Here is a 21,591-nt window from a genome sequence, read left to right as displayed (position 1 = left end):
GGGTCTGGAGGAGCAGTGAAACGAGTGCACGTGGCGGCCGCGGTAATACGCGGTGCCGATAAGCGCATCCTCATCGCCCGCCGCGCTGACAACCAGCACCAAGGCGGGCTCTGGGAGTTTCCAGGTGGCAAGGTCGAGCCCGGTGAAGCCGTGCAGACCGCCCTGGCGCGTGAACTCCACGAAGAGCTAGGGATTACCCTGACGGCGGCCCGGCCGCTGATCAAGGTGCGCCATGATTACCCCGACAAACATGTGCTGCTGGATGTCTGGGAAGTCACCGGGTTCACCGGGGAACCCCAAGGCGTGGAGGGCCAACCTTTGAAATGGGTCAGCGCGCGGGAATTGGCCTTGCATGAGTTCCCTGCCGCCAATCGACCGATCGTGGCCGCCGCCGGGTTGCCCGCCGAATACTTGATTACCCCCGAAGGCCTGGAAAACCCGGCGTTGCTGCGGGGTATGCAGAAGGCCATCGCTGCGGGTGCTCAATTGCTCCAACTGCGTGCACCCAATGGCTATGACCCGCAGTACCGCGACCTGGCGGTGGACGCCATCGGGCTCTGTGCGGGCAAGGCTCAGTTGATGCTCAAAGGCCCCCTGGAGTGGCTGGGCGACTTCCCCGCAGCAGGTTGGCACCTGACCGCCGCCCAGTTGCGCAAATACGCCAGTAACGGCCGGCCCTTCCCCAAGGAGCGCTGGCTGGCGGCGTCGTGCCACAACCCCGAGGAGCTGGCGTTGGCTGAGCAAATGGGCGTGGATTTCGTCACGCTGTCGCCGGTTCAGCCCACCCAGACCCATCCTGATGCGGTGCCGCTGGGGTGGGAGCAGGCGCAGCAGTGGGTCGAGGGCTTCAACCGGCCGGTGTTTCTGCTTGGCGGGCTAGGCCCGGAGCAGCGGCAACGGGCGTGGGCGGCGGGGGCTCAAGGGGTGGCCGGCATTCGTGGGTTTTGGCCGGCGGATTAACTTCAAAAAGATCGGGGGCCGTAGGAGGGGGCTTGCCCCCGATCTTTTGATGTGCAGGCAAAAGATCAAGAGCTCGGGGCCAAGGCCCCTCCTACGGGTGTGGGGGGGGAGCTGGCGCCCACAAAATCTCTGCCACACCCTGACGACGGGCGATGATCCGCGCGGCCACGAACAGCAGATCCGATAACCGATTGATATACGCCAGGCTCACTGGCCGTAGAGGTTCTATCGCATTGAGCTGCTGGCATCGCCGTTCTGCCGTACGGGCCAGGCTGCGGCACACGTGGGCCTGGGCAATCAGGGCAGAGCCGCCGGGCATGATGAAATTTTCCAGCGGCCCCACCTCGTCATTCCACTCGTCAATCAATGCCTCCAGGCGCGCCACTTCAGCGTCGTTCAGCGCCTCGTACGCCGGCATCGCCAACTCCCCACCCAGGTCGAACAGGCGATGTTGGCAGGGCCCCAATACCTCAACCAGCGCTGCCAAGGCAGGCTGCTCGGCCAAGCCTGCCAGTAGCACGCCCAATTGGCTGTTGAGCGAGTCGACCTCGCCGATGGCTTCTACCCGGGGGTGGTCTTTAGGAACGCGGCGGCCGTCGCCCAGGCCGGTTTCGCCCTGATCGCCGGTGCGGGTGTAAATTTTGGAAAGGCGAAAACCCATGTTCAGAGCTCCATCGATGTGCTTTCGGATAAGGGCAGGCCGCTGTTTTCCAAGGGCAGGCGCAACGTGAAACAAGTGCCTTGGCCCAGCGTGGAATGAACTTCCATTTGGCCCTTATGGTTATTGGTGATGATGAAGTAAGACACCGAAAGGCCGAGCCCGGTGCCCTGGCCGATTTCCTTGGTGGTGAAAAACGGCTCAAACGTACGTTTGCGCACTTTCTCCGGCATCCCCACACCGTTGTCCTCCACCTGAATTTCCGCCCAAGGTGGGTTCAAGCGGGTTCTGAGGGTGATGCGCCCGGGTTCGCTATCATCCTCGCGTTGATGGATAGCTTGAGCCGCGTTTTTCAGCAGGTTCAGCAGTACTTGCTCCAGTTCGTTGGCGGTGCCGGGGACCGGGCCAAGGGCCGGGTCGAATTGGCGGATGATGTTCTGCCCTTTGAAGTCAAAGCCGATGGCCAGGTCGAAGTCGTTGCCTGCGATCTCTACTGCCTGGTCGATCAGTGCCGGCAGGTCACACGGCGCCATTTGCCGGGTGCTGCGGCGGCTGAAACTGAGCATATGGGTGACGATTTTGGCTGCACGCGCGCCCGCCTGGGCAATGCCGTCTAGCAACTGGGGTATCTCCCGGCCCTGCAGGTAGCGGTTGACCGTATCCAGGTCAACACCAGTTGCATTGGCTTGTTCGAGATTCTTTGCCAAATCCGGCGACAGACGCCGGCGGATGTTCTGCACATTATGCAAAATGGCCCCCAGTGGATTGTTGATCTCATGGGCCATGCCCGCCGCCAGGCCCCCCACCGAGAGCATTTTCTCCGACTGCACCATCATTTCTTCCAGGGACAGGCGCTGGGTGATGTCGTCGATACGAATCACCACACCACGCCCGGCGCCGCCCATCAGCGGGTAAAAGGTCAGGGCGTAATGGTAGGACGTGTCGCCGCGGTTCCAAGTGACTCGCTCGATCTTGGCCACGGTGTGCTGCTCGACGGTGGCTTTGAGCTGCGGCAAAAAAGGTTTGAGTGGCGTAAAGGCGAGGAAGATCGGCTGGTTCAGCGCTTCATCCAGGGGGGTGCCGGAGAGGGCGCTGGCCTCTTGGTTCCACTGAGTGACGTAAAGCTGCTCGTCCAGGGCGATCAGTGCGGACGGCATGGAATCGATAATGCTGTTGAGGTAGTTCTGGAAACCCGTGAGCTTTTTCTCGATCTTGCTGCGGACCTGGACTTCGAGTTCCAGTTTGCGGTTGCTGTGGCGGGTTTCCTCGGCCAGCCCCTGGGCTTGGTCATAGGCGGCCTGGGAGTCATCACGGGCGCGCTTGAGCTGCTGTTCCCGAGCTTCGATGCGCGACAACATGGTGTTGAACGCCTCGGCCAGGCTGCCGATCTCGTCATGGTTGCCCGGCTTGGCGCGCAGCGCGTAGTTTTCTTCACGGGTGACTTGCCGCGACAGTTGCTCCAGTTCGTCGATGGGGCGAGTGATCAGGCGCTTGATCTGCCGTGCCACCACCAGCCAAAGCAGCACGCTGAACACCAGAATGGCCAAACTGGCGGTTAGGGTGCCGGTATAGAACGCCACCGGTAGTTCGCTGCTGGCCACCAACAGCAGATGGCCGTCCCCGGGCAGATCAACCAGTTGAGTGCTGCGGAACTCGCTACTGCGCCAGCTTTCCAGGTGCTGAAAGCGGCTGGGCAGGCGCAGTTGGTCGCCGTGCTGCAATTGCGCCAGCAGGCTGCCGTTGCGGTCATAGACGGCCGCCGCGCGCAGCGGTGAGTAACTGTTGAGTTCGCTCAGCAGCGCTTGGGCATGTTCGGCGGAGGTGAGCGCGCGCTGGGCCAAGCCGGGGTTGCCAGCCAGTCGGCCAATGGTCTGCAACGCCTGGGGGGCCATGCTTTCTTGGGAGATCCAATAAGCGGCGCTGATGAACGTCAGGTTGGCCACCACCAGTACCGTAGTGAGCAGCACCAGTAGCGCGGCTAGCAGCTTTTGCCCGACCGGGAGGTTTTCGAGGCGTTGGCGCAATCGCATAGTGGGTCCGTCTGTCACAGGGGGCGGACAGCAGTGTATCAAACCCGCCCGGCGGGTAGGCCGTGGGCCTGCAAGCACTGGCGTAAGCCGGCATGCAGGGCATGTAGATGAGGGGTGGGGCAGGCGTGGCGAGTGGCGGCGGCGCAGGCATAGCCCAACAGGTAGTCGATTTCGGTGCGGCGTCGCTGGGTGACGTCTTGGTGCATGGAGGAATAGTTTGCAGCGGTGGCGGCGATGACCTTAAGGACGTCCTCGTGCAACTGATACGCGGCTTCAGGCTGGCCGCAGCAGTGCAAGAGGTCGCTTAGCTCGGCGCACAGTGTGGCCACTTCGCATGGGTGGGCAGTCAAGCCACCGTTGCGGCAATCGTAGAGCACGGTCAGTGGGTTGATCGCGCAGTTGAGGGCCAGCTTGCGCCATAACCTCGACAGGATATCCACGCTCCACTCGTGGGAGATACCCGCAGCCTGTAACTCGTTCAGCCACGGCGCCGGCGTCAGGTCTAGGCTGTCACCCAGCCAGGTGTGGCCATGCCCGGCAAAGGTGGCCTGCCAGGGGCCGTGGCGAAACGCGCCCTCGGTGCTGGAGGCGAAAATACAGCGGGCATGGGGGGCGAGCGCTGCCACCGCCTGCTGACTGCCCAGGCCGTTCTGCAGCAGTACCAGCTCGGCGTTGGCGGCCAGTCGCGGCAGCACGCTGCGGATCGCTGCCTCGGCGTCGTAGGCTTTGCAGGCCAGTAATAGGCGCTGGATTGGGCCATCATCAATCAGGGTCTGCGCATCGATTGAGTAAGTCTGAGTATGCCCTGGCTCGCTTAAACTCAAGCCGCCCGCTGCCCGATAGCTGGCCAGGTGCTCGCGGTCGCGCAGCAACAATTGCACCGGCTGCCCTGCGCGGGCCAGCCGGCAGGCCCAGAGGGTGCCCAGGCTGCCGGCGCCGAGTACATGCCACGCAGTGTTCATGCGCGTTTGGCCGGCATCCGTTTGGCGGTCACCAGCCCAGAGGCGTAGGCATCTTTGAGTAAGCGGGATGCTTCGTCGAGCAACACTTTCGGCTCAATGGGCAGGCTGCGGCTGTCGAGGCCGATCAGGCTGATACCGACGCTCACTTCCAGCACACCTTCGTCGGTCATAAAGCCCTTGAGGTTGAGCCCGTCGTGCAAGCGCTTGAAACTGCTGGGGGCGCATTCCTGCAGGTCGGCGGGCAAGGTGAGCAACACGAAGTGTTCGTCATCCAGGCGCGCCAGTACATCGAGGGGGCGGACCATCTGCTGTAGACGGCGGGCAACCCCTTGCAGCACCTGGTCGTAAATTTCAGGCTCGTAGTTGTCCTGCAAGGTGTCGATGGCCTCGATGCCGATCAGCAAGTAGCAAATGGCACCGCCGCGGGCCTGCACCTGACGCAGGCTTTCGCCGAGCTTCTGCCGCAAGTAGCGGGCATTGCCCAGCCCGGTCAGGGCGTCGACCTGATTGCGCCGCTGCAACTGCGCGATGTTCTGGCGCAACAAGCGGTTTTCCTGGCGCGCGCGCTGCAGGGTGCTGCACAGCCGGTCAGCCGCGTAGGCACGCGGCAACAGCGCTGTGCCGAGGTGGTTGGGGTCGACGATATCGTCGATACCGTTGTCGGCCGTTTCATCCAGCACCTCGGCCGCAGCGCACGTGCTGAGCAACAGCACATAGGTGTAGTGATCGGTGAGTTCGTCGTGTTGGCGAACCTGTGAGGCTACCGCCAGGCTGGAGGGGCCGCCGACCAGCAATAGGCTGGCAGGCTGTTGCTGGAGTAGCCCCAGTGCCTGGTCCAGGCCACTGTGGCGGATATTGCGGTAGCCTGCCTGAACCAGCAGTGCGCTGATCGCTTGATTGGCCTGTGGATCATCGTTGGCCAGCAAAATGCTCAAGTTCGGGTTAGGCATGTTTCGCTCACTGAAGTGAAGAGGCTGAAGCCCTCGGCATGAATTCGAGCATGAGGGGCGTGTCGCAGCGCTGGCAACCGTTATAATCACCCAGCATTTTAATCGTCAAGCCAGGCGCGCCCGTGATGCAGAGTGGGCAGCGCCTTTATTTCTGGAGAAACCCCATGCCCTCGTTCGACGTAGTGTCCGAGTTGGACAAGCACGAAGTCACCAACGCCGTCGATAACGCTATCAAAGAACTGGATCGCCGTTATGACCTTAAAGGCAAAGGCTCGTTCGCGTTCAAGGATCTGACCGTCAACCTAACCGCTGAAGCCGAGTTCCAGCTGGAAGCTATGGTGGAGATCCTCAAGGGCGCGTTGGTTAAGCGCAAGATCGACGTTCAGTGCCTCGAGGTCAAGGAGGCCTACGCTTCTGGCAAAGAAATGAAGCAGGAGGCCGTTCTGCGCGAAGGTATTGACAAGGAATTGGCGAAAAAGATCGTCGCCCATATCAAGGACGCCAAGCTTAAGGTGCAGGCCGCAATTCAAGGCGAACAGGTACGGGTGACCGGCAAAAAACGCGACGACCTGCAAGAGGCTATCGCCGCGCTGCGGGCCAAAGAATTCGAGATGCCTTTGCAGTTCAACAACTTCCGCGACTAAGCCAGTGCCTACGCCGATGTGAACCTTTTAGCGCCCATCGGCGTCGGACGCGGTAGGTTCAGTAAACAAAGGCATAGGAGCTATACATGGATTTGAACGCCGAAGTGGATCACCTGTTAACGGCCTCCCAGGCCTGGATCCCCATGATCATGCAATACGGCAGCCGCGTATTGCTGGCCATTGTCACCTTGTCTATCGGCTGGTGGCTGATCAACAAGGTCTCGGCCAACCTGCGCAAATTGCTCGCGCTGCGGCACGTCGATTTGGCGTTGCAGGGCTTTATCAGCAGTATCGCCAACATCGTCCTGAAGATTCTGTTGGCCATTAGCGTTGCCTCGATGATTGGCGTGGAAACCACCTCGTTCGTGGCCGCCATCGGTGCAGCGAGTTTGGCCATTGGCCTGGCCTTGCAAGGCAGCCTGGCGAATTTCGCCGGTGGCGTGCTGATTCTGCTGTTTCGGCCATTCCGCATTGGCGACTGGATCGAAGCCCAGGGTGTCAGCGGTACGGTCGACGCGATCCAGATCTTTCACACGGTATTGCGCACGGGTGACAACCGCACCGTGATTATCCCCAATGGCAACTTGTCCAACGGGATCATCACCAACACCAACCGTCAGCCCACCCGCAAGATCATCTACGACATCGGCGTGGACTATGACGCCGACCTGCAGAAGGCCCTGGCCATTCTGCTGGACTTGGCCAACGACCCGCGGGTGTTGAAAGAGCCTGCGCCAGAGGCGGTGGTGGCGGCTTTGGGTGAAAACGCAATCACCCTATCGCTGCGTCTGTGGGTCAATACCTCCGATTTCGGCGGTGTGACCAACATGCTTAACGGCGCCATTCGCGACCGCTTGCGCGCCGAAGGTATCGACATCCCCTTCCCGCAACGGGTGGTGCGTGTGGTACAGGAACAGGCCCCAGCAAAAGCCTGAGGTCAGGGCTGCTCGCCAGGTTCCTTGGCGAGCAGCCGGTTCTGTTGTTTCCACTGCAAGGCGATCAGCACCAGGGTCGGTAAGCCCAGCAGGGCGGTGATCAGGAAAAACTCGTGGTAACCGAACTTCTCTACCATTACCCCGGAGTAGCCGCCGATCAAGCGCGGCAGCAGCAACATGATCGAACTGAGCAATGCATACTGGGTGGCCGAGAATTTCAGGTTGGTCAGGCTCGACAGGTAAGCGACAAACGCCGAAGTGGCCAGGCCTGAACTGAAGTTATCCAGCGAGATGGTCAGCACCAGCATTTGCAAGTTCGGGCCCATGTCGGCCAGCATCAGGAACAGCAGGTTGGTCCCCGCCGAAAACACGCCGCCGATGAACAGGATCGGCAAGATGCTGAAACGTACGATCAGCAGCCCGCCAATACCCGCGCCCACCAATGTCATAATCAGGCCGAAGATCTTGCTCACGCTGGCAATCTGATCTTTGGTAAAACCCTGGTCGATATAAAAAACGTTAGCCATCACCCCCATGACGGTGTCGGACATGCGATACGTGGCGATCAACCCCAGCAGCAGCAATGCCTGCCAGCGGTAACGCAAGATAAAGTCATTGACCGGCGTCAGCACCGGCGCCAGCCCGCGGCGGCCCACGGCGGACAGGCACAGGCCGGTGAGGATGATGTAAAGAATGGCGCGCAAAAAGGCGCGGTCTTCCACCAACAGGTCCAGCAGGCTGGTGTCGCCAAACAGCACGCTGGCGAAGTCAGTGTTATAGAGCTGGGTGAACATGGCCGGTACCGACACCAGCAGCACGATCAGCACGAAGACCGAGACCAACTGGTGGGTGAACCCGTAGCGCGCCGCCGACAACTGCGTGCGCAGTGGCACGGGGGGCTCGCGCATGATGAGGGTGGTCACCAGCGCGGGCACCATCAAGACCCCGAACAGCAAGTAGGTGCCGGCCCAGGCTTGGTGCAGGTAGGCATAGCCGGTCGAACCGAAGCCTTCGGCGAAGAACAGCGCACCGGCGGTGGCCAGCAGCGCGGCGACCCGATAGCCCGCCATGTAACTGGCCGCCAAAGCCGCCTGGCGGTTGTCGTCGGCGATTTCCAGGCGGTAGGCGTCCACCGCGATGTCCTGGGTGGCGGAGGCAAAAGCAACCACCACGGCAATGGCGATCAGCCAAGACAAGTGCTTCTGAGGGTCACAAAAACTCATGCCGACCAGCCCCAGGATCACCAAGGACTGGGCCAATACCAGCCATGAGCGGCGGCGGCCGAGCCCGCCGAGCAATGGCAGGCGCCACTGATCGAGCAGGGGCGACCACACCCACTTGAATGCGTAGGCCAGGCCAATCAGGCTGGCATAGCCAATGGTTTCACGGGCGACACCGGCCTCGCGAAGCCAAACGGAAAGCGTTGAAAACACCAACATGTACGGCAGGCCCGCGGCGAAACCTAGTAGCAGGAGCACGAGGGTCGAAGGGCTGGCATATGCGGCGAGCGCGGCGCGCCAGGTTTTACGGGGCATGGGCTGGAATCTGCCTCAGTTTACGAAAACAAAGCGCGCACTCTAACCGCATGCCTACTCCGGGCGCCAGCCATGGCGCCGGATATCCACACGATTATTCATCAAGACGATGCCTTCGCTGCGCAGTCGCGCCCGCTGCTCGTCGCCACTCGGGCTGCCGACGGCCAGGCTGATACGCCCGCCTGCCGCTACGACGCGGTGCCAGGGCAGGCGACTGCCGTCGGGTAATTGGCTGAGGGTGCGGCCAACCCAGCGTGCCGCGCGTCCGAGGCCGGCCAGCTGAGCCAGCTCGCCGTAGGTGATCACTTTGCCCTCTGGGACCGTGGCTAACGCGGCGTACAGGGCGCTATGCCTAGCGTTTACGGGGTCGTGTAACGGTTCAGCTACAAAATAAGAATGGAACTCATCTCTGATTTTTTTGTCATTCATTTCGGTCTGTCCTATAGGATGATTCCGATTACCATCGATACGAGCCCATAGCCGCCTATGTTTTCCAGAACTCTTTTTTGCGTTGCGATCGCTACATCTTCCTCTTCAGTCTTCGCAGATACGGTCTGGATGAAGAACGGAGACCGTTTGACTGGCACCATCAAAGTGTTTGATGGTGGCAAGCTGATGATTGACACGCCCTACGGTGGCTCTATTCCGATCGATTGGAAACAGGTCAAGACCCTGGAAAGCGATAACGAACTGTTGGTCAAGCAAGACGCCTACACCGGTGAGAAGGCCAAGTCGATCAAGCCGGCCGAAGACGGCAAGGTGATCCTGGCCAACGGCGAAGCGCCACAGACCGTCGAGCTGGCCAGCATTCAACAGATCATCAAGCCCAAGCCTGTGATCGAAGACTTGGTGTGGAAAGGCAATATCGATACAGCCCTGGATTACCAGCGTGCCGAAACGGATACCGATGACTACAACGTCGCTTTCAAGACCACTGCACGCCATGGCAAATGGCGCCACATTGGTAGCGGCGAGTACAACCGCGAGTCTCAGGAAGACGTGGTCACCACCGATAACTGGGCGGCCGAATACTCCCTGGACCGTTTCTTGACGGACAAATGGTACTGGCAAGGCCGCATCGATTACAAACGTGACAAAATCGAAGACTTGTCCCGCCAGCGCGTGGTTGGTACCGGCCCTGGCTATCAGTTCTGGGACGATGAGTTGGGCGCGTTCTCGCTGGGTGGCTTGCTCAACCGCAGTGACTATGAGTACTCCAACGGCGGCAAAGACAGCTTCTACTCGCTGGCTATGAAGTGGGACTACAACCGCTACCTGATCGGCAGAACGGTGGAGCTTTTCAGCAGCGGCGAACTGGGGCGGCCGCTCAACAACGTAGCTGACTACAGCCTGGATGCCGAATTGGGTTTGCGCTACAAAGTCACCGAATGGGCTTCGCTTAACGTGAAAGCCGAGAAGGACTTGATCAGCGGCACCGACGACAGCGACCTGGACAAAACCCGCTACACCATCGGCTTTGGTGTGGCCTGGTAAACGTCCGAATGATCGGGGGCAGCGCAGTGCCAGGCAATGGCCCGCTGCCCTGGTTTTTGCATTTGGAAATACATAGCCCTGACCCGCAAAGCCCGCTTTTGCCTGGCCTGCAGAGGGTTTTTAAGCCCTTCTCACACCCTCGCGCTTGATTTCACGACTTATCGACGTCATTTAAGGTCTACTGCAGGGCACTCTTGCGTCGAGGAAACCATTGATGCGCGTCTTTCTATTGTTGTTTCTCCTGTTCCCGGTATTGGAACTCTACCTATTCTTTAAGGTGAGCACGGCCATCGGGTTCTTCCCCGCGCTGTTGCTGATCATTGTCGGGGCCGGTATCGGCGTGTTGGTCATGCGCCTGGCCGGGTTGGCCACGGTGCTGCGAACCCGCGCCAGCCTGCAACGTGGCGAATTGCCTGCGGAGCAGATGTTCGACGGTCTGATCATCGCCATTGCGGGCGGTTTGCTGATTCTGCCGGGCTTTATCAGTGACGTGGTGGGGGTGTTCTTACTGCTGCCATTCACCCGCAAATGGGTAGCGCGCAAGATTCGCGAGCGCGCCGAGGCCCAGGCCATGCGCCAGCGTGCCTTTGCCGATGACCTACAGGCCCGTGGCGGGCCGGCGGCGCCTAATGGCCCTGCCTCGGGGCGCCAGCCCAATGTCATCGAGGGTGAATACGAGCACCGCGACTCCTGATCGCCCGCGTATTCTTATCCTCACCCAACGGCTCCTGTGGAGCCGTTTTCGTTCCAGTGCAGATTAAATTTTTTTGCTGCCTACTCTTGTAATCACGTTGAACGACCTTATGTATGGGTCACCGCAAGGTTTCTGGCACGGTTGCCAGACAAGTTCCCGCGATTCGCATGGCGAACCGCGACCGGCACCGCCGGATGTACTGATTGCCGGAGCCATTCCGGCCGCTGAAAACCATAATTAGGAGAGATCGACAATGAAGCTTCGTCCTCTGCATGACCGCGTCGTAATCCGTCGCAGTGAAGAAGAATCCAAGACCGCTGGCGGCATCGTCCTGCCAGGTTCGGCCGCTGAAAAACCAAACCGTGGCGAAATCGTCGCTGTTGGCACCGGCAAGATTCTGGAAAACGGCGAAGTACGTGCGCTGGCCGTGAAAGTGGGTGACAAGGTTGTATTTGGCCCTTACTCCGGTAGCAACACTGTGAAAGTGGACGGCGAAGACCTGCTGGTGATGAGCGAGAACGAAATTCTCGCGGTCGTCGAAGGCTGATTCGCACGCGCTCCCCTTACTACCCAGTATTCAAGGAAAATCGATCATGGCTGCTAAAGAAGTTAAATTCGGCGACTCCGCCCGCAAAAAAATGCTCACTGGCGTCAACGTACTGGCTGACGCGGTAAAAGCGACCCTCGGCCCGAAAGGCCGTAACGTGATCATCGAGAAGAGCTTCGGCGCTCCGACCATCACTAAAGACGGCGTGTCCGTCGCTAAAGAAATCGAACTCAAAGATCGTTTCGAAAACATGGGCGCGCAGCTGGTCAAAGACGTTGCCTCCCGTGCTAACGATGACGCAGGCGATGGCACCACCACCGCAACCGTTCTGGCTCAGTCTATTGTCAACGAAGGCCTCAAAGCCGTCGCTGCTGGCATGAACCCGATGGACCTCAAGCGTGGTATCGACAAAGCCACCATCGCTATCGTTAAAGAGCTGAAGTCGCTGTCCAAGCCTTGCGCTGACTCGCGCGCCATCGCTCAGGTCGGCACCATCTCGGCCAACTCCGACAACTCCATCGGCGACATCATTGCCGAAGCCATGGAAAAAGTCGGTAAAGAAGGCGTGATCACCGTTGAAGAAGGCTCGGGCCTGGAAAACGAACTGTCGGTTGTAGAAGGCATGCAGTTCGACCGTGGCTACCTGTCCCCGTACTTCGTCAACAAACCAGACACCATGGTTGCCGAGCTCGATAGCCCGCTGATCCTGCTGGTGGACAAAAAGATCTCCAACATCCGCGAAATGCTGCCGGTGCTGGAAGCGGTCGCTAAAGCTGGCCGCCCACTGTTGATCGTTGCCGAAGACGTCGAAGGCGAAGCCTTGGCCACTCTGGTCGTGAACAACATGCGCGGCATCGTCAAGGTCGCTGCCGTCAAGGCACCTGGCTTCGGTGACCGTCGTAAAGCCATGCTGCAGGACATCGCCGTATTGACCGGCGGTACCGTTATCTCCGAAGAGATTGGCCTGAGCCTGGAAAGCACCACCCTGGAGCACCTGGGTAACGCCAAGCGCGTGATCCTCTCCAAAGAAAACAGCACCATCATTGACGGTGCTGGCAAAGATGACGAAATCCAGTCCCGCGTGACTCAGATCCGTCAGCAGGTCAGCGACACTTCGTCCGACTACGACCGTGAAAAACTGCAAGAGCGCCTGGCCAAGCTGTCCGGCGGTGTTGCGGTCATCAAAGTCGGTGCCGGTTCCGAAGTTGAAATGAAAGAGAAGAAAGCCCGCGTTGAAGATGCCCTGCACGCTACTCGCGCAGCCGTCGAAGAAGGCGTGGTACCTGGCGGTGGTGTTGCGCTGGTGCGTGCACTGCAAGCTATCGCCGACCTGAAAGGCGACAACGCCGACCAAGACGTAGGTATCGCTCTGCTGCGTCGTGCTGTTGAAGCCCCGCTGCGTCAGATCGTCGCCAACTCCGGTGACGAGCCAAGCGTGGTGGTGGACAAGGTGAAGCAAGGCTCCGGTAACTACGGTTACAACGCGGCGTCTGGCGAATACGGCGACATGATCGAAATGGGTATTTTGGACCCAGCCAAAGTGACCCGTTCGGCTCTGCAAGCGGCTTCGTCGATTGCCAGCCTGATGATCACCACTGAGGCGATGATCGCTGAAATCGCTGAAGACAAGCCTGCTGGTGGCGGCATGCCAGACATGGGCGGTATGGGTGGCATGGGCGGCATGATGTAACCCAGCTTCACCCGCATAAAAAAACCCGCTTCGGCGGGTTTTTTTTATGCAGAGGCAAAAAGATCGGGGGCGAGCCCCCTCCTACGGCCGGGGTTATATTCGATGTTAAATATGTCGCCCGACTGTAGGAGGAGGCTTGCCCCCGATCTTTCGGCTACCCCGCGCAATCCAACGATTCGCGCGGCCGGTGATAAAGCACGCCATAGTAAGTACCCAGGCAAATCAGCCAGCAAAATACCGCGGTCCACACATTGTGGGAAAAGAAGTGGGCCCCTTGCAGCATTCGCCCGATGGAAAAGACGCTGCCCAAGGCGAACGCCATCACCCACGCTGCACGTGCCAGGCGCGGCTTGCGATCACGCAGGGCGAAGAACAGCGCGAACAGGCTAAAGCCGGTGGCCGCATGCCCACCGGGCCAGCAGCGTCCAGGGTTTTCCGAGGCCGGGCGCGGGCTGAGCAGTTCGCTGTAGGTTTCCTTGCCGCCAAACTGGCTGAGGCTCCAGGGGCACTGCACCGCGGTAACCGCTTTGAGCGGCGTGACGAAAGCCGTGGACAACGCCATGGACAGCACCAGGCAGCCGAGTTCGCGCTTGTAGCCGCGCAGGCGCTCGACGAAAAAAGCGCCGAGCCAGGCCGCCATGGCCAACAGCGCCAGGGCGATCACCAGGTTCTTGGCTTGATCGTGCAAGACGTTTTCCAGGAAGTAGCTATGCCGGCCAATGAACCCCCCGGCTGTGGGGTCGTATACCCACTGGGCCAGGCGCATGTCGAGGGAGGTCAGCTCCAGCAGGACCAGAGTAACGGCGGTCAGCGCCGGAATGGCCAGGCACAGGCGCAGGTTCAGGGGGCGGGAAAAGGCACGGGCAGGGTGGGCGGGCATGGGCTAAACCTAAGAGGCCTATAAGGTGCGGCGCGATTGTGGACAGCAGTGCATGGGAGGTGCGTGAATCTCCCGTGAAAAAAACATTAAGTTAAATAACCCGGGTCATCCCCTGGCCCCAGGCGGCACTTGGCCTTAAGCTGCGGCCAGCGCACCACCCACGGGAGAGCGGTTCCATGCGAATTCTGCTAGTAGAAGACAATCGCGATATTCTCGCCAACCTTGCCGATTACCTCGGTATGAAGGGCTACACGGTCGATTGTGCGCAAGACGGCTTGTCCGGGCTGCACCTGGCCGCGACTGAGCATTACGATTTGATCGTCCTCGACATCATGCTGCCTGGCATCGACGGTTATACCCTGTGCAAGCGGCTACGCGAAGATGCCCGGCGCGATACGCCGGTGATCATGCTCACCGCCCGCGACCAGTTGGACGACCGCCTGCAGGGCTTCCGCTCCGGCGCCGATGACTACCTGCTCAAGCCCTTCGCGCTATCTGAACTCGCCGCCCGTATCGAGGCGGTATTACGCCGGGCTCAGGGGGGCGGGCGGCGCACCTTGCAAGTCAGCGACTTGATCTACGACCTCGACACCTTGGAGGTCACCCGCGAGGATCGCCTGCTTAAACTCAACCCGGTCGGGCTCAAGCTGCTAGCCGTACTGATGCAGAAAAGTCCCCACGTGCTGCGCCGTGAGGTGCTGGAGGAAGCTCTGTGGGGCGACGACTGCCCCGATAGCGACAGCCTGCGCAGCCATGTGCACCAGTTGCGTCAGGTGATCGACAAACCCTTCGGCAAACCGCTGTTGCAAACTGTGCATGGGGTGGGCTACCGCTTGGCTGAGGGGCGTGATGGAGTTTAAGCAAAGCCTTGCTCATCGCATCATCATCGCGTTCGCGTTAATGAGCGCGCTGGTCGCGGGAGCGTTCGCGGTGGGGATCGTTGCCACCGTTCACTTGGTCGAGGAAAAACTGATTTCAGCGGGCCTCGGTGGCGACTTGCAGCGCCTACTGTTGATGGACAGCGTCAGTGACTGGACCCATCGGCCCGAGCCCGATCAGCTGTTTTACGTCAGCGGTGGCCATGGCGATTTTGCCTTGCCCAAGGACCTGCGCCACTTGGACCCCGGCTTTCATGAGGTCTTTCGCGGTGATTTGTCCTACCACGCAATGGTCGAAGTGGTGGATGGGCGGCGCTATGTACTGTTGCAAGACCAGAGTGAATTCGAAGAGCGTGAGCGCGTGCTGTTCGCCGTGGTCGTAGTCGGCTTTGTATTGAGCTTAACCCTGGCCGTGTTACTGGGCTGGCTATTGGCAAGGCGGGTGATGGCGCCGGTGGTCAGGCTGGCCCGGCAGGTGCGCCACCGTGACCAACTGCTGGGGTTGGCGCCGCCGTTGGCGCCTGACTACCCCAAAGACGAAGTGGGCGAGCTGGCGGTGGCATTCGACGCGACCTTGGGTCGATTGCGTGATGCGTTGAACCGCGAGCGTTTGTTTACCAGCGACGTCAGCCACGAATTGCGCACCCCGCTGATGGTGCTCGCCAGCTCCTGTGAATTGCTTCTGGAAAACCCCGGGATCGACGAGCGGGGGCGCCGCCAGGTGGAACGTATCGCCCGCGCGTGTGAAGAAATGCGCGAACTGGTGCAGACCTTCTTGATGTTGGCCCGCACCCAGCGCGATGAAAACGACGTGGCGGCCCAGGCCACGTTGCCCCAAGTGGCTGAAGACTTGGTAAACCTCTGGCGCGACCCGATCCAATTGAAAGGGCTGACGTTGGAGTACCTACCAAGCGCCGACGCCGGTGAGCGTTACAACGCAACCTTCTTGCACGCGGTCATGGGCAATTTACTACGCAACGCCCTGCACTACACCGACCGGGGGTTTATCCGCCTGACCCTGGAGCCCGATGGTTTCACGGTGGAGGACAGTGGTGTCGGGATCCCGGAAGAACAGCGCGAGAGCATCTTCCAGCCGTTCGTGCGCGGCAGTGAAAATCGAGGTGAAGGCCTGGGGCTGGGGCTATCCCTGGTGCAGCGGATCTGCGAGAACCAGGGTTGGAGGGTCACCCTGAGCGCCATGGAGCCCAATGGTTGCCGGTTTCGCGTACAGCTGGCGCTGTGACCGTGTCGACTTCGTCATACGGAATGCTCATGTAGGACATTTCTGACATTTTTTTCACAAACGCATGACCTGTCGATGACAGTCACCCCCTTACTGTGGCGATCATCATCGAACAGGAATCTTCGCTATGTCTGAGCCCACCAAGCTGGAGTTTTCCAGCAAATACACGCGCGAGCATGCGCGCCAGTATTTGCTCAAACACCATGACGGCCTGGCCCGTCGGCTTTCCCATAAGCGTGACGAACAGCTCGCGCGCAAGGCGCTGGCATTGGCCGGTGAGCCGGGGCTGGTGTTGGACCTGCCCTGTGGTGCCGGGCGCTTCTGGCCATTACTGGCGGAAAAACAGAACCGTGTGGTGATCGGAGCTGACAACTCGGCTGAGATGTTGGCGACCGCCTGTGCAGGGCAACCGGCAGAAATCGTCAAACGGGTACGGCCCTTGCAAACATCTGCTTTCAAAATAGACCTTCCTGATAATTCTGTGGACAACATTTTCTGTATGCGGCTGTTACACCACATCGGTGAGGCGGCCCATAGAATGGAAATTCTCAAAGAGTTTCAAAGGGTCAGCCGTGACAGTGTGATCGTTTCGCTGTGGGTCGACGGCAACGTCAAAGCTTGGCGCCGCGCACGTATGGAGCGCCGCCGCACCGAAAAGATGCGCGATCGCTATCAAAACCGGTTCGTCTTACCGGCTGTTACCGCAGAAGCCGAATTCGTACAGGCTGGTTTTCGTATCCAAGAGCGCCTCGATTTCATCCCGCTGTATTCCATGTGGCGCGTTTATATTTTAAGAAAAGGGTAATAGCCGTGACGGTCGAGTATTCAGTAACGGCATCTTCCCGTTTTGACGAGTTCTGGCGACAGGACGGCGAGTGGGTTGAAGCTCCCAACCAGCGCCGGGGTGGCGAAAGTGGGGTACAGCGTTTGCGGTCGGCGGCCGGGCAGTTGATGTACGTCAAACGGCAGGTGGGGCACCTTTACCGTAGCTGGTTGCACCCATTGGGCAGGCCGACCGTGCTACGTGAACGCGATGCTATCGTGGCTCTTCAGGAGCTTGAGGTGAATGTGCCGCGTCTGGTTTTTTGCGGTACCACCCGGGATGCGCAATCCCAGTGGCGCGCTTTGCTGGTGACCGAGGCGCTGGACGGCTACCTGGAGATTGACCAATGGTACCTGGACGGGCAACGCGAGCGGGTGGGCGAAGTGGCCCATGATCAGGTGCTGGCCAAACTGGCGGGTAACCTGGCGCGCATGCACAGGGCGCGCTGGCAGCATGGCTGCTTATACATGAAGCATATCTTCGTGCGGGTGAGGGGCGAGGGCGCTACAGCGGACGTCGATGTGGCCTTACTGGACCTGGAGAAATGCCGCCAACGCTTGTCAGCTTCAAAGGCTTCAGCCCACGATCTCAAGCAATTGAGGCGCCATTCGTCGTGGAGTGATGCAGAGTGGAGCAAGTTGCTCTACTTTTACCAGACGGCGTTTGGCAGCGCTATCAAGGGTTTATAGCGATGAACTTACAAGTTGCACGAGGTTTATTCTTCTTGGCAGCGCTGGGCGTGGCGACTGTCGCGGCCGCAGCCTGGGAGCAACCGCGCTCGGGGGTGATCGGTACCGAGCACGGCGAGGGCAATTGCGCATTGCCTAAGCCCGCTCGGCCGCCCATTAGCGCGCACCCAGACCGCGAATTCATGCTGCTGATGCTGGGTTTGAGCCAGGGCGTGCGTTCTCAGGGTTAGATCGACGCGAAGCTGTTGCGCTTGCAGGCCCCTCATGGGGCCTGTCGCGTTTAAGCCTGCAGCAAATGCAAGTGGTTGTCCCACAGCCCGGAGGGCAGGTCCATGGGCTTGGCCAGCAGTTCGGCTTGGCGGCAGTCGTAGTAGCGGCAGCGCCCCTGGCCAGAAGTCACCACGAAGCCATCCTTGACCGCACCGACGCCGGCACAGTCTGGCATGGGTGCGTCCAGCCGAACGGCCGCGCTGTCGAGGTCCCAGATAAAAAAGCGATTGGCCCGGGGCGCCGTCAGGGCAACCAGGCGGAGTTCGTCGTGCACCGCGACGCTGGCGGTGTAATGGTTCATCGAGCGCAACTGCGTGGCTGCCACCGGGAATGGGGTAAAGGCTTGGCCTGGGCGTTTAATCGCCAACAGCTCGGCGGTGTCCTCGGCAGGGCCCATGTACTGCTGGCAGGCCAGGACAGTGCCGTCGCGGGCGATGGCCAGGTGCCGGACGCTGTTCATGGTCTGGCTCAGGCACTCTTTACTCAACAGGCTGCCATCACGAGCCATAAGCACCAGACTCGGTTCCATGGCGTCCAGGTTCATCTCCACGCGGCTCTCGGCTTCGGTACGGATGCCGCCATTGGCTACCACCAGGGTTTCGCCGTCTGGCAGCCAAGACACCTGGTGCGGGCCGACCCCGTGGGTGGGAATTTCGCCCTGGCGGGTCAGGCGTTGTTGTTCGAAGCGGTATACCCCCAATAACCCACGGCCAGGGTCACGGGTATCGTTCTCCGTGGTGTAAAGCCAGTCGCCGCTGCGGTGGATCACCGCATGCCCATAAAAATGCCGGTCAGCCGGGGAGGCTAGGGTTTGCAGCAGCCGCCCATCGCGCAGGTCGACCAGGTAGCATTCGGTGCCGGGGCGCCGAGCCACGAATAGGGCAATGGGGTACTGTGGATGGTTGATGATGTCGTGGCAGCGCTGCTTGACCTCGGTGGCGAATACCTGGCTGCCGTCCAGTCGATAACCCACTGCGTAATGGCGGCCATCGGCGTCGTCACGGGCGGACAATAGCAGCGGGCCGGCGTTTTTCCCTTTGAACAGGGTCCAGCCGCCCAGGCTCAGCGTGCTGCGCAGGAGGCTACCGAGGGTCAAAGCTTGCCTTCTGAGCATGGTCAGTCACCGTCGTTGGCATTGAAGCCCAGCTGGATATTCAGCGCGCGCGCCAGCTCGCCTTCGTGCAGGCGGTGGATCACGTTCAAGCTGTCATACAGGGCATTGAGCTGCTGGCGGCCGCTGTCGTCCGTGAGTAGGGCACTGAGGGGCTGAGTGAGGGCGTCCAGGCGCCGGACCGAATCGGCATAAGCCGCGTCGATTTTCTCGATCAAGGGCTTCTGCTCGCTGGGCAGCAAGCCGCGCAAGCCTTTGTTGTCGACCCCGGTCCAGACCGTCTGCGCCGCCTTCAGGCTGCCTTCCAGGCTTTTCAGTGAAGCATTACTACGCCAGGCCTCAGCCTGAAACGGTTGGGCGATGCCTTTGCTTTGCCGGCCCATGGGGGTGCCGAGCTTTTTCTTCAGGGTGTCCAGCGCCGTCACCTGGGCCCGCAGCAAGTCGGCAATGGCCTCATGGGAGTCGGCATAGCGTTGGTTAGGGAACTCGCTCATCTGGGCCAGCATGCCCTCTTTGCTATTCCAGCCTTTGAGGATGTCCTCAGCCAGGGCTTTCTGGTGGGCACTGATGGCCACCAGCAATGGGCAATAACGGGCTTTCTGTTCGGCGTTGGCGATTTCCGGCTTGCTGTCGAACAGGATGTACTCATAGGCCGACAACCCTTGCACCACCACGCTGGCCTTGGCCAGGGAGGCGGCATCCACCGGTTTGTCGGCGTTGACCAGTTGTTCCACCTGGCGCCCGACCAGGTTTTTCTTGTCTGGCCAGAACTGCACCGACCAGGCGCGATTGCCCTCGGCCAGTGGGCCGATCAGCAACGGCTGGAGTTCGGCCCAGGCCCGTTGCGCGTGGAGGAAGTCGGCACGGGCGGTGTCGAGGTCTTGCTTGCCTTCACAGAACGCCATGGCACTGACGGCCAGTTGGCGGTCTGCCTCGACCCAACGGCTGTAGGTCGGCAAGATCACTTGTTTGGCAATCGCGGCGCTGGTCACCGCCTGCGGGTCCTGTGGCGAACAGGCACCCAGGGCCAGGGCGGCGAGGCTGGTGAACAACAGCTTGGGACGAAACATTCAAGGCTCCTGGAGCATGGCTAATTTAGAGTGAGTTCAGAAACGCCAACAGCGCTTGGCGTTGTTGCGCATTGAACGTCAAAACCTGACGCTGGGCGGCCTCAGCTTCGCCGCCGTGCCAGAGTACCGCTTCGAGCAGGTTACGGGCACGGCCATCGTGGAGAAACTGGCTGTGGCCGTTGACCGTTTCGGTCAGGCCAATACCCCACAGGGGCGGGGTGCGCCAGTCTTGCCCACCGGCTTTGAACTCGGTGCGATTGTCGGCCAGGCCGGGGCCCATGTCATGCAGCAATAGATCGGTATAGGGGCGGATCGTCTGGTTGGCCTGTTCCGGCTCGGCGCTGTCGGCTCGGGTGGTGTAGCTGGGCACATGGCATGCTTGGCAACCGGCCTGGAAAAACAGGTTCTTGCCGGCCAGCACCTGGCTGGAATCGACGTCGCGACGCACCGGTACGGCCAGGTTGCGGCTGTAGAACAGCACCAGGCGCAGGATGTTATCACTGACTTCCGGCTCGCCCTGCGGGCCTTCGCCGTTGGGTGCCTGCTTGCAGTCGGTTTGCGCAGCGGTGCAATCGTCGAATGGGCGCAGGCGGGTCGTCAGGCCCATGTCGCCAGAAAAGGCATGCACATTTTGCTGGTTGAGGTTGGGTTGCCCGGCTTTCCAGCCGAAGCGCCCAAGCACTGTTCGCCCAGCGGCATCGTCCCAGACCAGGTTAGGCCGGCCCTTGACCGCGCCTGTGCTCAGCGCCTGGTTTCGGGCGTTGTCGAGTATGGCTTGCTCGGGAATGGCCTCCAGCAGCCCCAGGCCGATCATGGGCGGCGCCACGCGCGCCGAGAAGCGCGTGTCAGGGTGCATCGGGCCGTAGCCCAAACGGGTGATCTGCAAGGTGGGCTGGCGCAGTTCTACCCGGGTGCCATCGGCGAAGCTTACGGTCACCGGCGTATAGTCGACCCGCACCTTGCCTTCCGGAGCCACCCCAGGGACGGCCATGTCTTGCAACTGGCCGCCATAGACCGGCTCGGGCACGACACCCAGGCGTTCGATCTCTCTTACGTAGGCCGGCGCGTCGGGTATCGACAAGCGCACCAGCATGGACACCGCGTTGTCGTCGGAGGGCTCCGGCGGATGGCCCCGGCCGTCTTTGATATGGCAGTTTTGGCAGCCATTGGTGTTGAACAAGGGGCCCAGGCCGTCGCGGGCAGTGGTGCTCGACGGGGCGATCACCCACGGGTTGCGAAAGAAACTGTTACCCACGCTGAAGTCCAGCCGGCGCACGGCCGACAAGTTGGCGGAGGGCATGGAGAAGGCGTTGCTGTCACGCTTGTTGACGGTCGCGGTGCCGCCACCCAAGGCTTCCCCGGGCTCTGCCTGGGTGAATCGCGGTGCATCGTCACAGGCAACAAGGCCCAGGGCTAATAGCCAGGGCAGCAGACGAAAAAGTGGCACGCGCATCGGGGGGCCTGCAAAACGCGAAAAAACCGGGCGGCCAGTTTACCAGGCCGCCAGGCTTCGAATAGGGTAGCAATG

22 protein-coding genes are annotated in these 21,591 nt (G+C 60.6%); 12 read left to right on the top strand and 10 right to left on the bottom strand.

The window, feature by feature from the left end:
* The first annotated feature begins 15 nt into the window (after positions 1-15).
* A complete protein-coding gene (locus QCL65_RS20770) occupies positions 16-960 on the top strand; it encodes a Nudix family hydrolase (protein WP_407312114.1) in 945 nt (314 codons plus the stop codon).
* A gap of 91 nt (positions 961-1,051) precedes the next feature.
* On the opposite strand, the gene QCL65_RS20765 is transcribed toward QCL65_RS20770, so the two are convergent.
* The 4 genes from QCL65_RS20765 to QCL65_RS20750 are packed head-to-tail and all read right to left on the bottom strand — an operon-like array spanning position 1,052 to position 5,560.
* Positions 1,052-1,621 carry a cob(I)yrinic acid a,c-diamide adenosyltransferase gene (locus tag QCL65_RS20765; RefSeq protein ID WP_407312112.1) on the bottom strand — a complete coding sequence of 190 codons (570 nt, stop codon included), beginning with the start codon at positions 1,619-1,621 and terminating at the stop codon, positions 1,052-1,054.
* A 2-nt stretch (positions 1,622-1,623) separates the two neighbouring features.
* Positions 1,624-3,648: an ATP-binding protein gene (locus QCL65_RS20760; protein WP_407312110.1), complete on the bottom strand. Its 2,025-nt coding sequence runs from the start codon at positions 3,646-3,648 to the stop codon at positions 1,624-1,626.
* Positions 3,649-3,686: 38 nt separating this feature from the next.
* Entirely contained in the window at positions 3,687-4,610 is a 924-nt protein-coding gene (locus QCL65_RS20755; protein ID WP_407312108.1) for a putative 2-dehydropantoate 2-reductase, read from the bottom strand.
* The gene (locus tag QCL65_RS20750) at positions 4,607-5,560 is read right to left on the bottom strand and encodes a GGDEF domain-containing protein (protein ID WP_407312106.1); all 954 of its coding nucleotides are present in this window, start codon (positions 5,558-5,560) and stop codon (positions 4,607-4,609) included. Before QCL65_RS20750 ends, QCL65_RS20755 begins: the two co-directional genes overlap by 4 nt.
* Positions 5,561-5,724: 164 nt before the next feature.
* Here QCL65_RS20750 and QCL65_RS20745 point away from each other — a divergent pair, with 164 nt between their 5' ends.
* Positions 5,725-6,204, top strand: a complete 480-nt coding sequence (locus tag QCL65_RS20745; protein WP_407312104.1) for a YajQ family cyclic di-GMP-binding protein — start codon at positions 5,725-5,727, stop codon at positions 6,202-6,204.
* Positions 6,205-6,290: 86 nt separating this feature from the next.
* Positions 6,291-7,139, top strand: coding sequence for a mechanosensitive ion channel family protein (locus tag QCL65_RS20740; RefSeq protein WP_407312102.1), 849 nt, complete (start codon positions 6,291-6,293; stop codon positions 7,137-7,139).
* A 2-nt stretch (positions 7,140-7,141) separates the two neighbouring features.
* On the opposite strand, the gene QCL65_RS20735 is transcribed toward QCL65_RS20740, so the two are convergent.
* Positions 7,142-8,674: an AmpG family muropeptide MFS transporter gene (locus QCL65_RS20735; protein ID WP_407312100.1), complete on the bottom strand. Its 1,533-nt coding sequence runs from the start codon at positions 8,672-8,674 to the stop codon at positions 7,142-7,144.
* A 54-nt stretch (positions 8,675-8,728) separates the two neighbouring features.
* On the bottom strand, positions 8,729-9,103 hold the full coding sequence (locus tag QCL65_RS20730; RefSeq protein WP_407312098.1) for an MGMT family protein: 375 nt from the start codon (positions 9,101-9,103) through the stop codon (positions 8,729-8,731).
* Positions 9,104-9,160: 57 nt separating this feature from the next.
* Between QCL65_RS20730 and QCL65_RS20725 the strand changes: the two genes are divergently transcribed.
* From QCL65_RS20725 to groL, 4 genes are all read left to right on the top strand, one after another.
* Positions 9,161-10,168, top strand: coding sequence for a DUF481 domain-containing protein (locus QCL65_RS20725; protein ID WP_407312096.1), 1,008 nt, complete (start codon positions 9,161-9,163; stop codon positions 10,166-10,168).
* Positions 10,169-10,382: 214 nt separating this feature from the next.
* A complete protein-coding gene (locus QCL65_RS20720; RefSeq protein ID WP_407312094.1) occupies positions 10,383-10,862 on the top strand; it encodes an FxsA family protein in 480 nt (159 codons plus the stop codon).
* 253 nt (positions 10,863-11,115) lie between these two features.
* Entirely contained in the window at positions 11,116-11,409 is a 294-nt protein-coding gene (locus tag QCL65_RS20715) for a co-chaperone GroES (protein ID WP_407312092.1), read from the top strand.
* A 46-nt stretch (positions 11,410-11,455) separates the two neighbouring features.
* The gene (gene groL / locus QCL65_RS20710; RefSeq protein ID WP_407312090.1) at positions 11,456-13,099 is read left to right on the top strand and encodes a chaperonin GroEL; all 1,644 of its coding nucleotides are present in this window, start codon (positions 11,456-11,458) and stop codon (positions 13,097-13,099) included.
* A gap of 154 nt (positions 13,100-13,253) precedes the next feature.
* Here groL and QCL65_RS20705 read toward each other — a convergent pair whose 3' ends face one another.
* Positions 13,254-13,979: a phosphatase PAP2 family protein gene (locus QCL65_RS20705; RefSeq protein WP_407312088.1), complete on the bottom strand. Its 726-nt coding sequence runs from the start codon at positions 13,977-13,979 to the stop codon at positions 13,254-13,256.
* A 176-nt stretch (positions 13,980-14,155) separates the two neighbouring features.
* Here QCL65_RS20705 and colR point away from each other — a divergent pair, with 176 nt between their 5' ends.
* The 5 genes from colR to QCL65_RS20680 all read left to right on the top strand — a co-directional run bounded on the left by colR (position 14,156) and on the right by QCL65_RS20680 (position 17,842).
* Positions 14,156-14,839: a two-component system response regulator ColR gene (gene colR, locus QCL65_RS20700; RefSeq protein ID WP_407312086.1), complete on the top strand. Its 684-nt coding sequence runs from the start codon at positions 14,156-14,158 to the stop codon at positions 14,837-14,839.
* Entirely contained in the window at positions 14,829-16,100 is a 1,272-nt protein-coding gene (locus tag QCL65_RS20695) for a sensor histidine kinase (RefSeq protein WP_407312084.1), read from the top strand. The genes colR and QCL65_RS20695 overlap by 11 nt, the downstream gene beginning before the upstream one ends.
* A 127-nt stretch (positions 16,101-16,227) precedes the next feature.
* Positions 16,228-16,905 carry a class I SAM-dependent methyltransferase gene (locus tag QCL65_RS20690; protein WP_407312082.1) on the top strand — a complete coding sequence of 226 codons (678 nt, stop codon included), beginning with the start codon at positions 16,228-16,230 and terminating at the stop codon, positions 16,903-16,905.
* 5 nt (positions 16,906-16,910) lie between these two features.
* The gene (locus tag QCL65_RS20685; RefSeq protein WP_407312080.1) at positions 16,911-17,612 is read left to right on the top strand and encodes a lipopolysaccharide kinase InaA family protein; all 702 of its coding nucleotides are present in this window, start codon (positions 16,911-16,913) and stop codon (positions 17,610-17,612) included.
* 2 nt (positions 17,613-17,614) lie between these two features.
* The gene (locus tag QCL65_RS20680) at positions 17,615-17,842 is read left to right on the top strand and encodes a hypothetical protein (protein WP_407312078.1); all 228 of its coding nucleotides are present in this window, start codon (positions 17,615-17,617) and stop codon (positions 17,840-17,842) included.
* Positions 17,843-17,892: 50 nt separating this feature from the next.
* Here QCL65_RS20680 and QCL65_RS20675 read toward each other — a convergent pair whose 3' ends face one another.
* From QCL65_RS20675 to QCL65_RS20665, 3 genes are read right to left on the bottom strand one after another with little or no spacing between them, the layout of a single operon-like run.
* Positions 17,893-18,996, bottom strand: coding sequence for a DUF1513 domain-containing protein (locus QCL65_RS20675; protein WP_407312076.1), 1,104 nt, complete (start codon positions 18,994-18,996; stop codon positions 17,893-17,895).
* 2 nt (positions 18,997-18,998) lie between these two features.
* Positions 18,999-20,063: an imelysin family protein gene (locus tag QCL65_RS20670; RefSeq protein ID WP_407312074.1), complete on the bottom strand. Its 1,065-nt coding sequence runs from the start codon at positions 20,061-20,063 to the stop codon at positions 18,999-19,001.
* A gap of 25 nt (positions 20,064-20,088) precedes the next feature.
* Positions 20,089-21,516 carry a di-heme oxidoredictase family protein gene (locus tag QCL65_RS20665; RefSeq protein WP_407312072.1) on the bottom strand — a complete coding sequence of 476 codons (1,428 nt, stop codon included), beginning with the start codon at positions 21,514-21,516 and terminating at the stop codon, positions 20,089-20,091.
* Positions 21,517-21,591 lie beyond the last annotated feature (75 nt).

The sequence above is a fragment of the Pseudomonas sp. nanlin1 genome (assembly GCF_045571515.1).
In the GTDB taxonomy this organism is placed as follows: Bacteria; Pseudomonadota; Gammaproteobacteria; order Pseudomonadales; family Pseudomonadaceae; genus Aquipseudomonas.
The sequence above is the reverse complement of the archived record's forward strand: the minus strand, read 5'-3'. Positions and strand labels throughout refer to the sequence as shown.

Bases quoted from the DNA above. Each gene is read 5' to 3' on its own strand.
- QCL65_RS20720 (WP_407312094.1), top strand. From the start codon at position 10,383: ATGCGCGTCTTTCTATTGTTGTTTCTCCTGTTCCCGGTATTGGAACTC.
- QCL65_RS20745 (WP_407312104.1), top strand. From the start codon at position 5,725: ATGCCCTCGTTCGACGTAGTGTCCGAGTTGGACAAGCACGAAGTCACC.
- QCL65_RS20670 (WP_407312074.1), bottom strand. From the start codon at position 20,063: ATGTTTCGTCCCAAGCTGTTGTTCACCAGCCTCGCCGCCCTGGCCCTG.
- QCL65_RS20705 (WP_407312088.1), bottom strand. From the start codon at position 13,979: ATGCCCGCCCACCCTGCCCGTGCCTTTTCCCGCCCCCTGAACCTGCGC.
- colR (WP_407312086.1), top strand. From the start codon at position 14,156: ATGCGAATTCTGCTAGTAGAAGACAATCGCGATATTCTCGCCAACCTT.
- QCL65_RS20730 (WP_407312098.1), bottom strand. From the start codon at position 9,103: ATGAATGACAAAAAAATCAGAGATGAGTTCCATTCTTATTTTGTAGCT.
- QCL65_RS20725 (WP_407312096.1), top strand. From the start codon at position 9,161: ATGTTTTCCAGAACTCTTTTTTGCGTTGCGATCGCTACATCTTCCTCT.
- QCL65_RS20665 (WP_407312072.1), bottom strand. From the start codon at position 21,516: ATGCGCGTGCCACTTTTTCGTCTGCTGCCCTGGCTATTAGCCCTGGGC.
- QCL65_RS20740 (WP_407312102.1), top strand. From the start codon at position 6,291: ATGGATTTGAACGCCGAAGTGGATCACCTGTTAACGGCCTCCCAGGCC.
- QCL65_RS20755 (WP_407312108.1), bottom strand. From the start codon at position 4,610: ATGAACACTGCGTGGCATGTACTCGGCGCCGGCAGCCTGGGCACCCTC.
- QCL65_RS20680 (WP_407312078.1), top strand. From the start codon at position 17,615: ATGAACTTACAAGTTGCACGAGGTTTATTCTTCTTGGCAGCGCTGGGC.
- QCL65_RS20735 (WP_407312100.1), bottom strand. From the start codon at position 8,674: ATGCCCCGTAAAACCTGGCGCGCCGCGCTCGCCGCATATGCCAGCCCT.
- groL (WP_407312090.1), top strand. From the start codon at position 11,456: ATGGCTGCTAAAGAAGTTAAATTCGGCGACTCCGCCCGCAAAAAAATG.
- QCL65_RS20695 (WP_407312084.1), top strand. From the start codon at position 14,829: ATGGAGTTTAAGCAAAGCCTTGCTCATCGCATCATCATCGCGTTCGCG.
- QCL65_RS20715 (WP_407312092.1), top strand. From the start codon at position 11,116: ATGAAGCTTCGTCCTCTGCATGACCGCGTCGTAATCCGTCGCAGTGAA.
- QCL65_RS20760 (WP_407312110.1), bottom strand. From the start codon at position 3,648: ATGCGATTGCGCCAACGCCTCGAAAACCTCCCGGTCGGGCAAAAGCTG.
- QCL65_RS20690 (WP_407312082.1), top strand. From the start codon at position 16,228: ATGTCTGAGCCCACCAAGCTGGAGTTTTCCAGCAAATACACGCGCGAG.
- QCL65_RS20750 (WP_407312106.1), bottom strand. From the start codon at position 5,560: ATGCCTAACCCGAACTTGAGCATTTTGCTGGCCAACGATGATCCACAG.
- QCL65_RS20675 (WP_407312076.1), bottom strand. From the start codon at position 18,996: ATGCTCAGAAGGCAAGCTTTGACCCTCGGTAGCCTCCTGCGCAGCACG.
- QCL65_RS20765 (WP_407312112.1), bottom strand. From the start codon at position 1,621: ATGGGTTTTCGCCTTTCCAAAATTTACACCCGCACCGGCGATCAGGGC.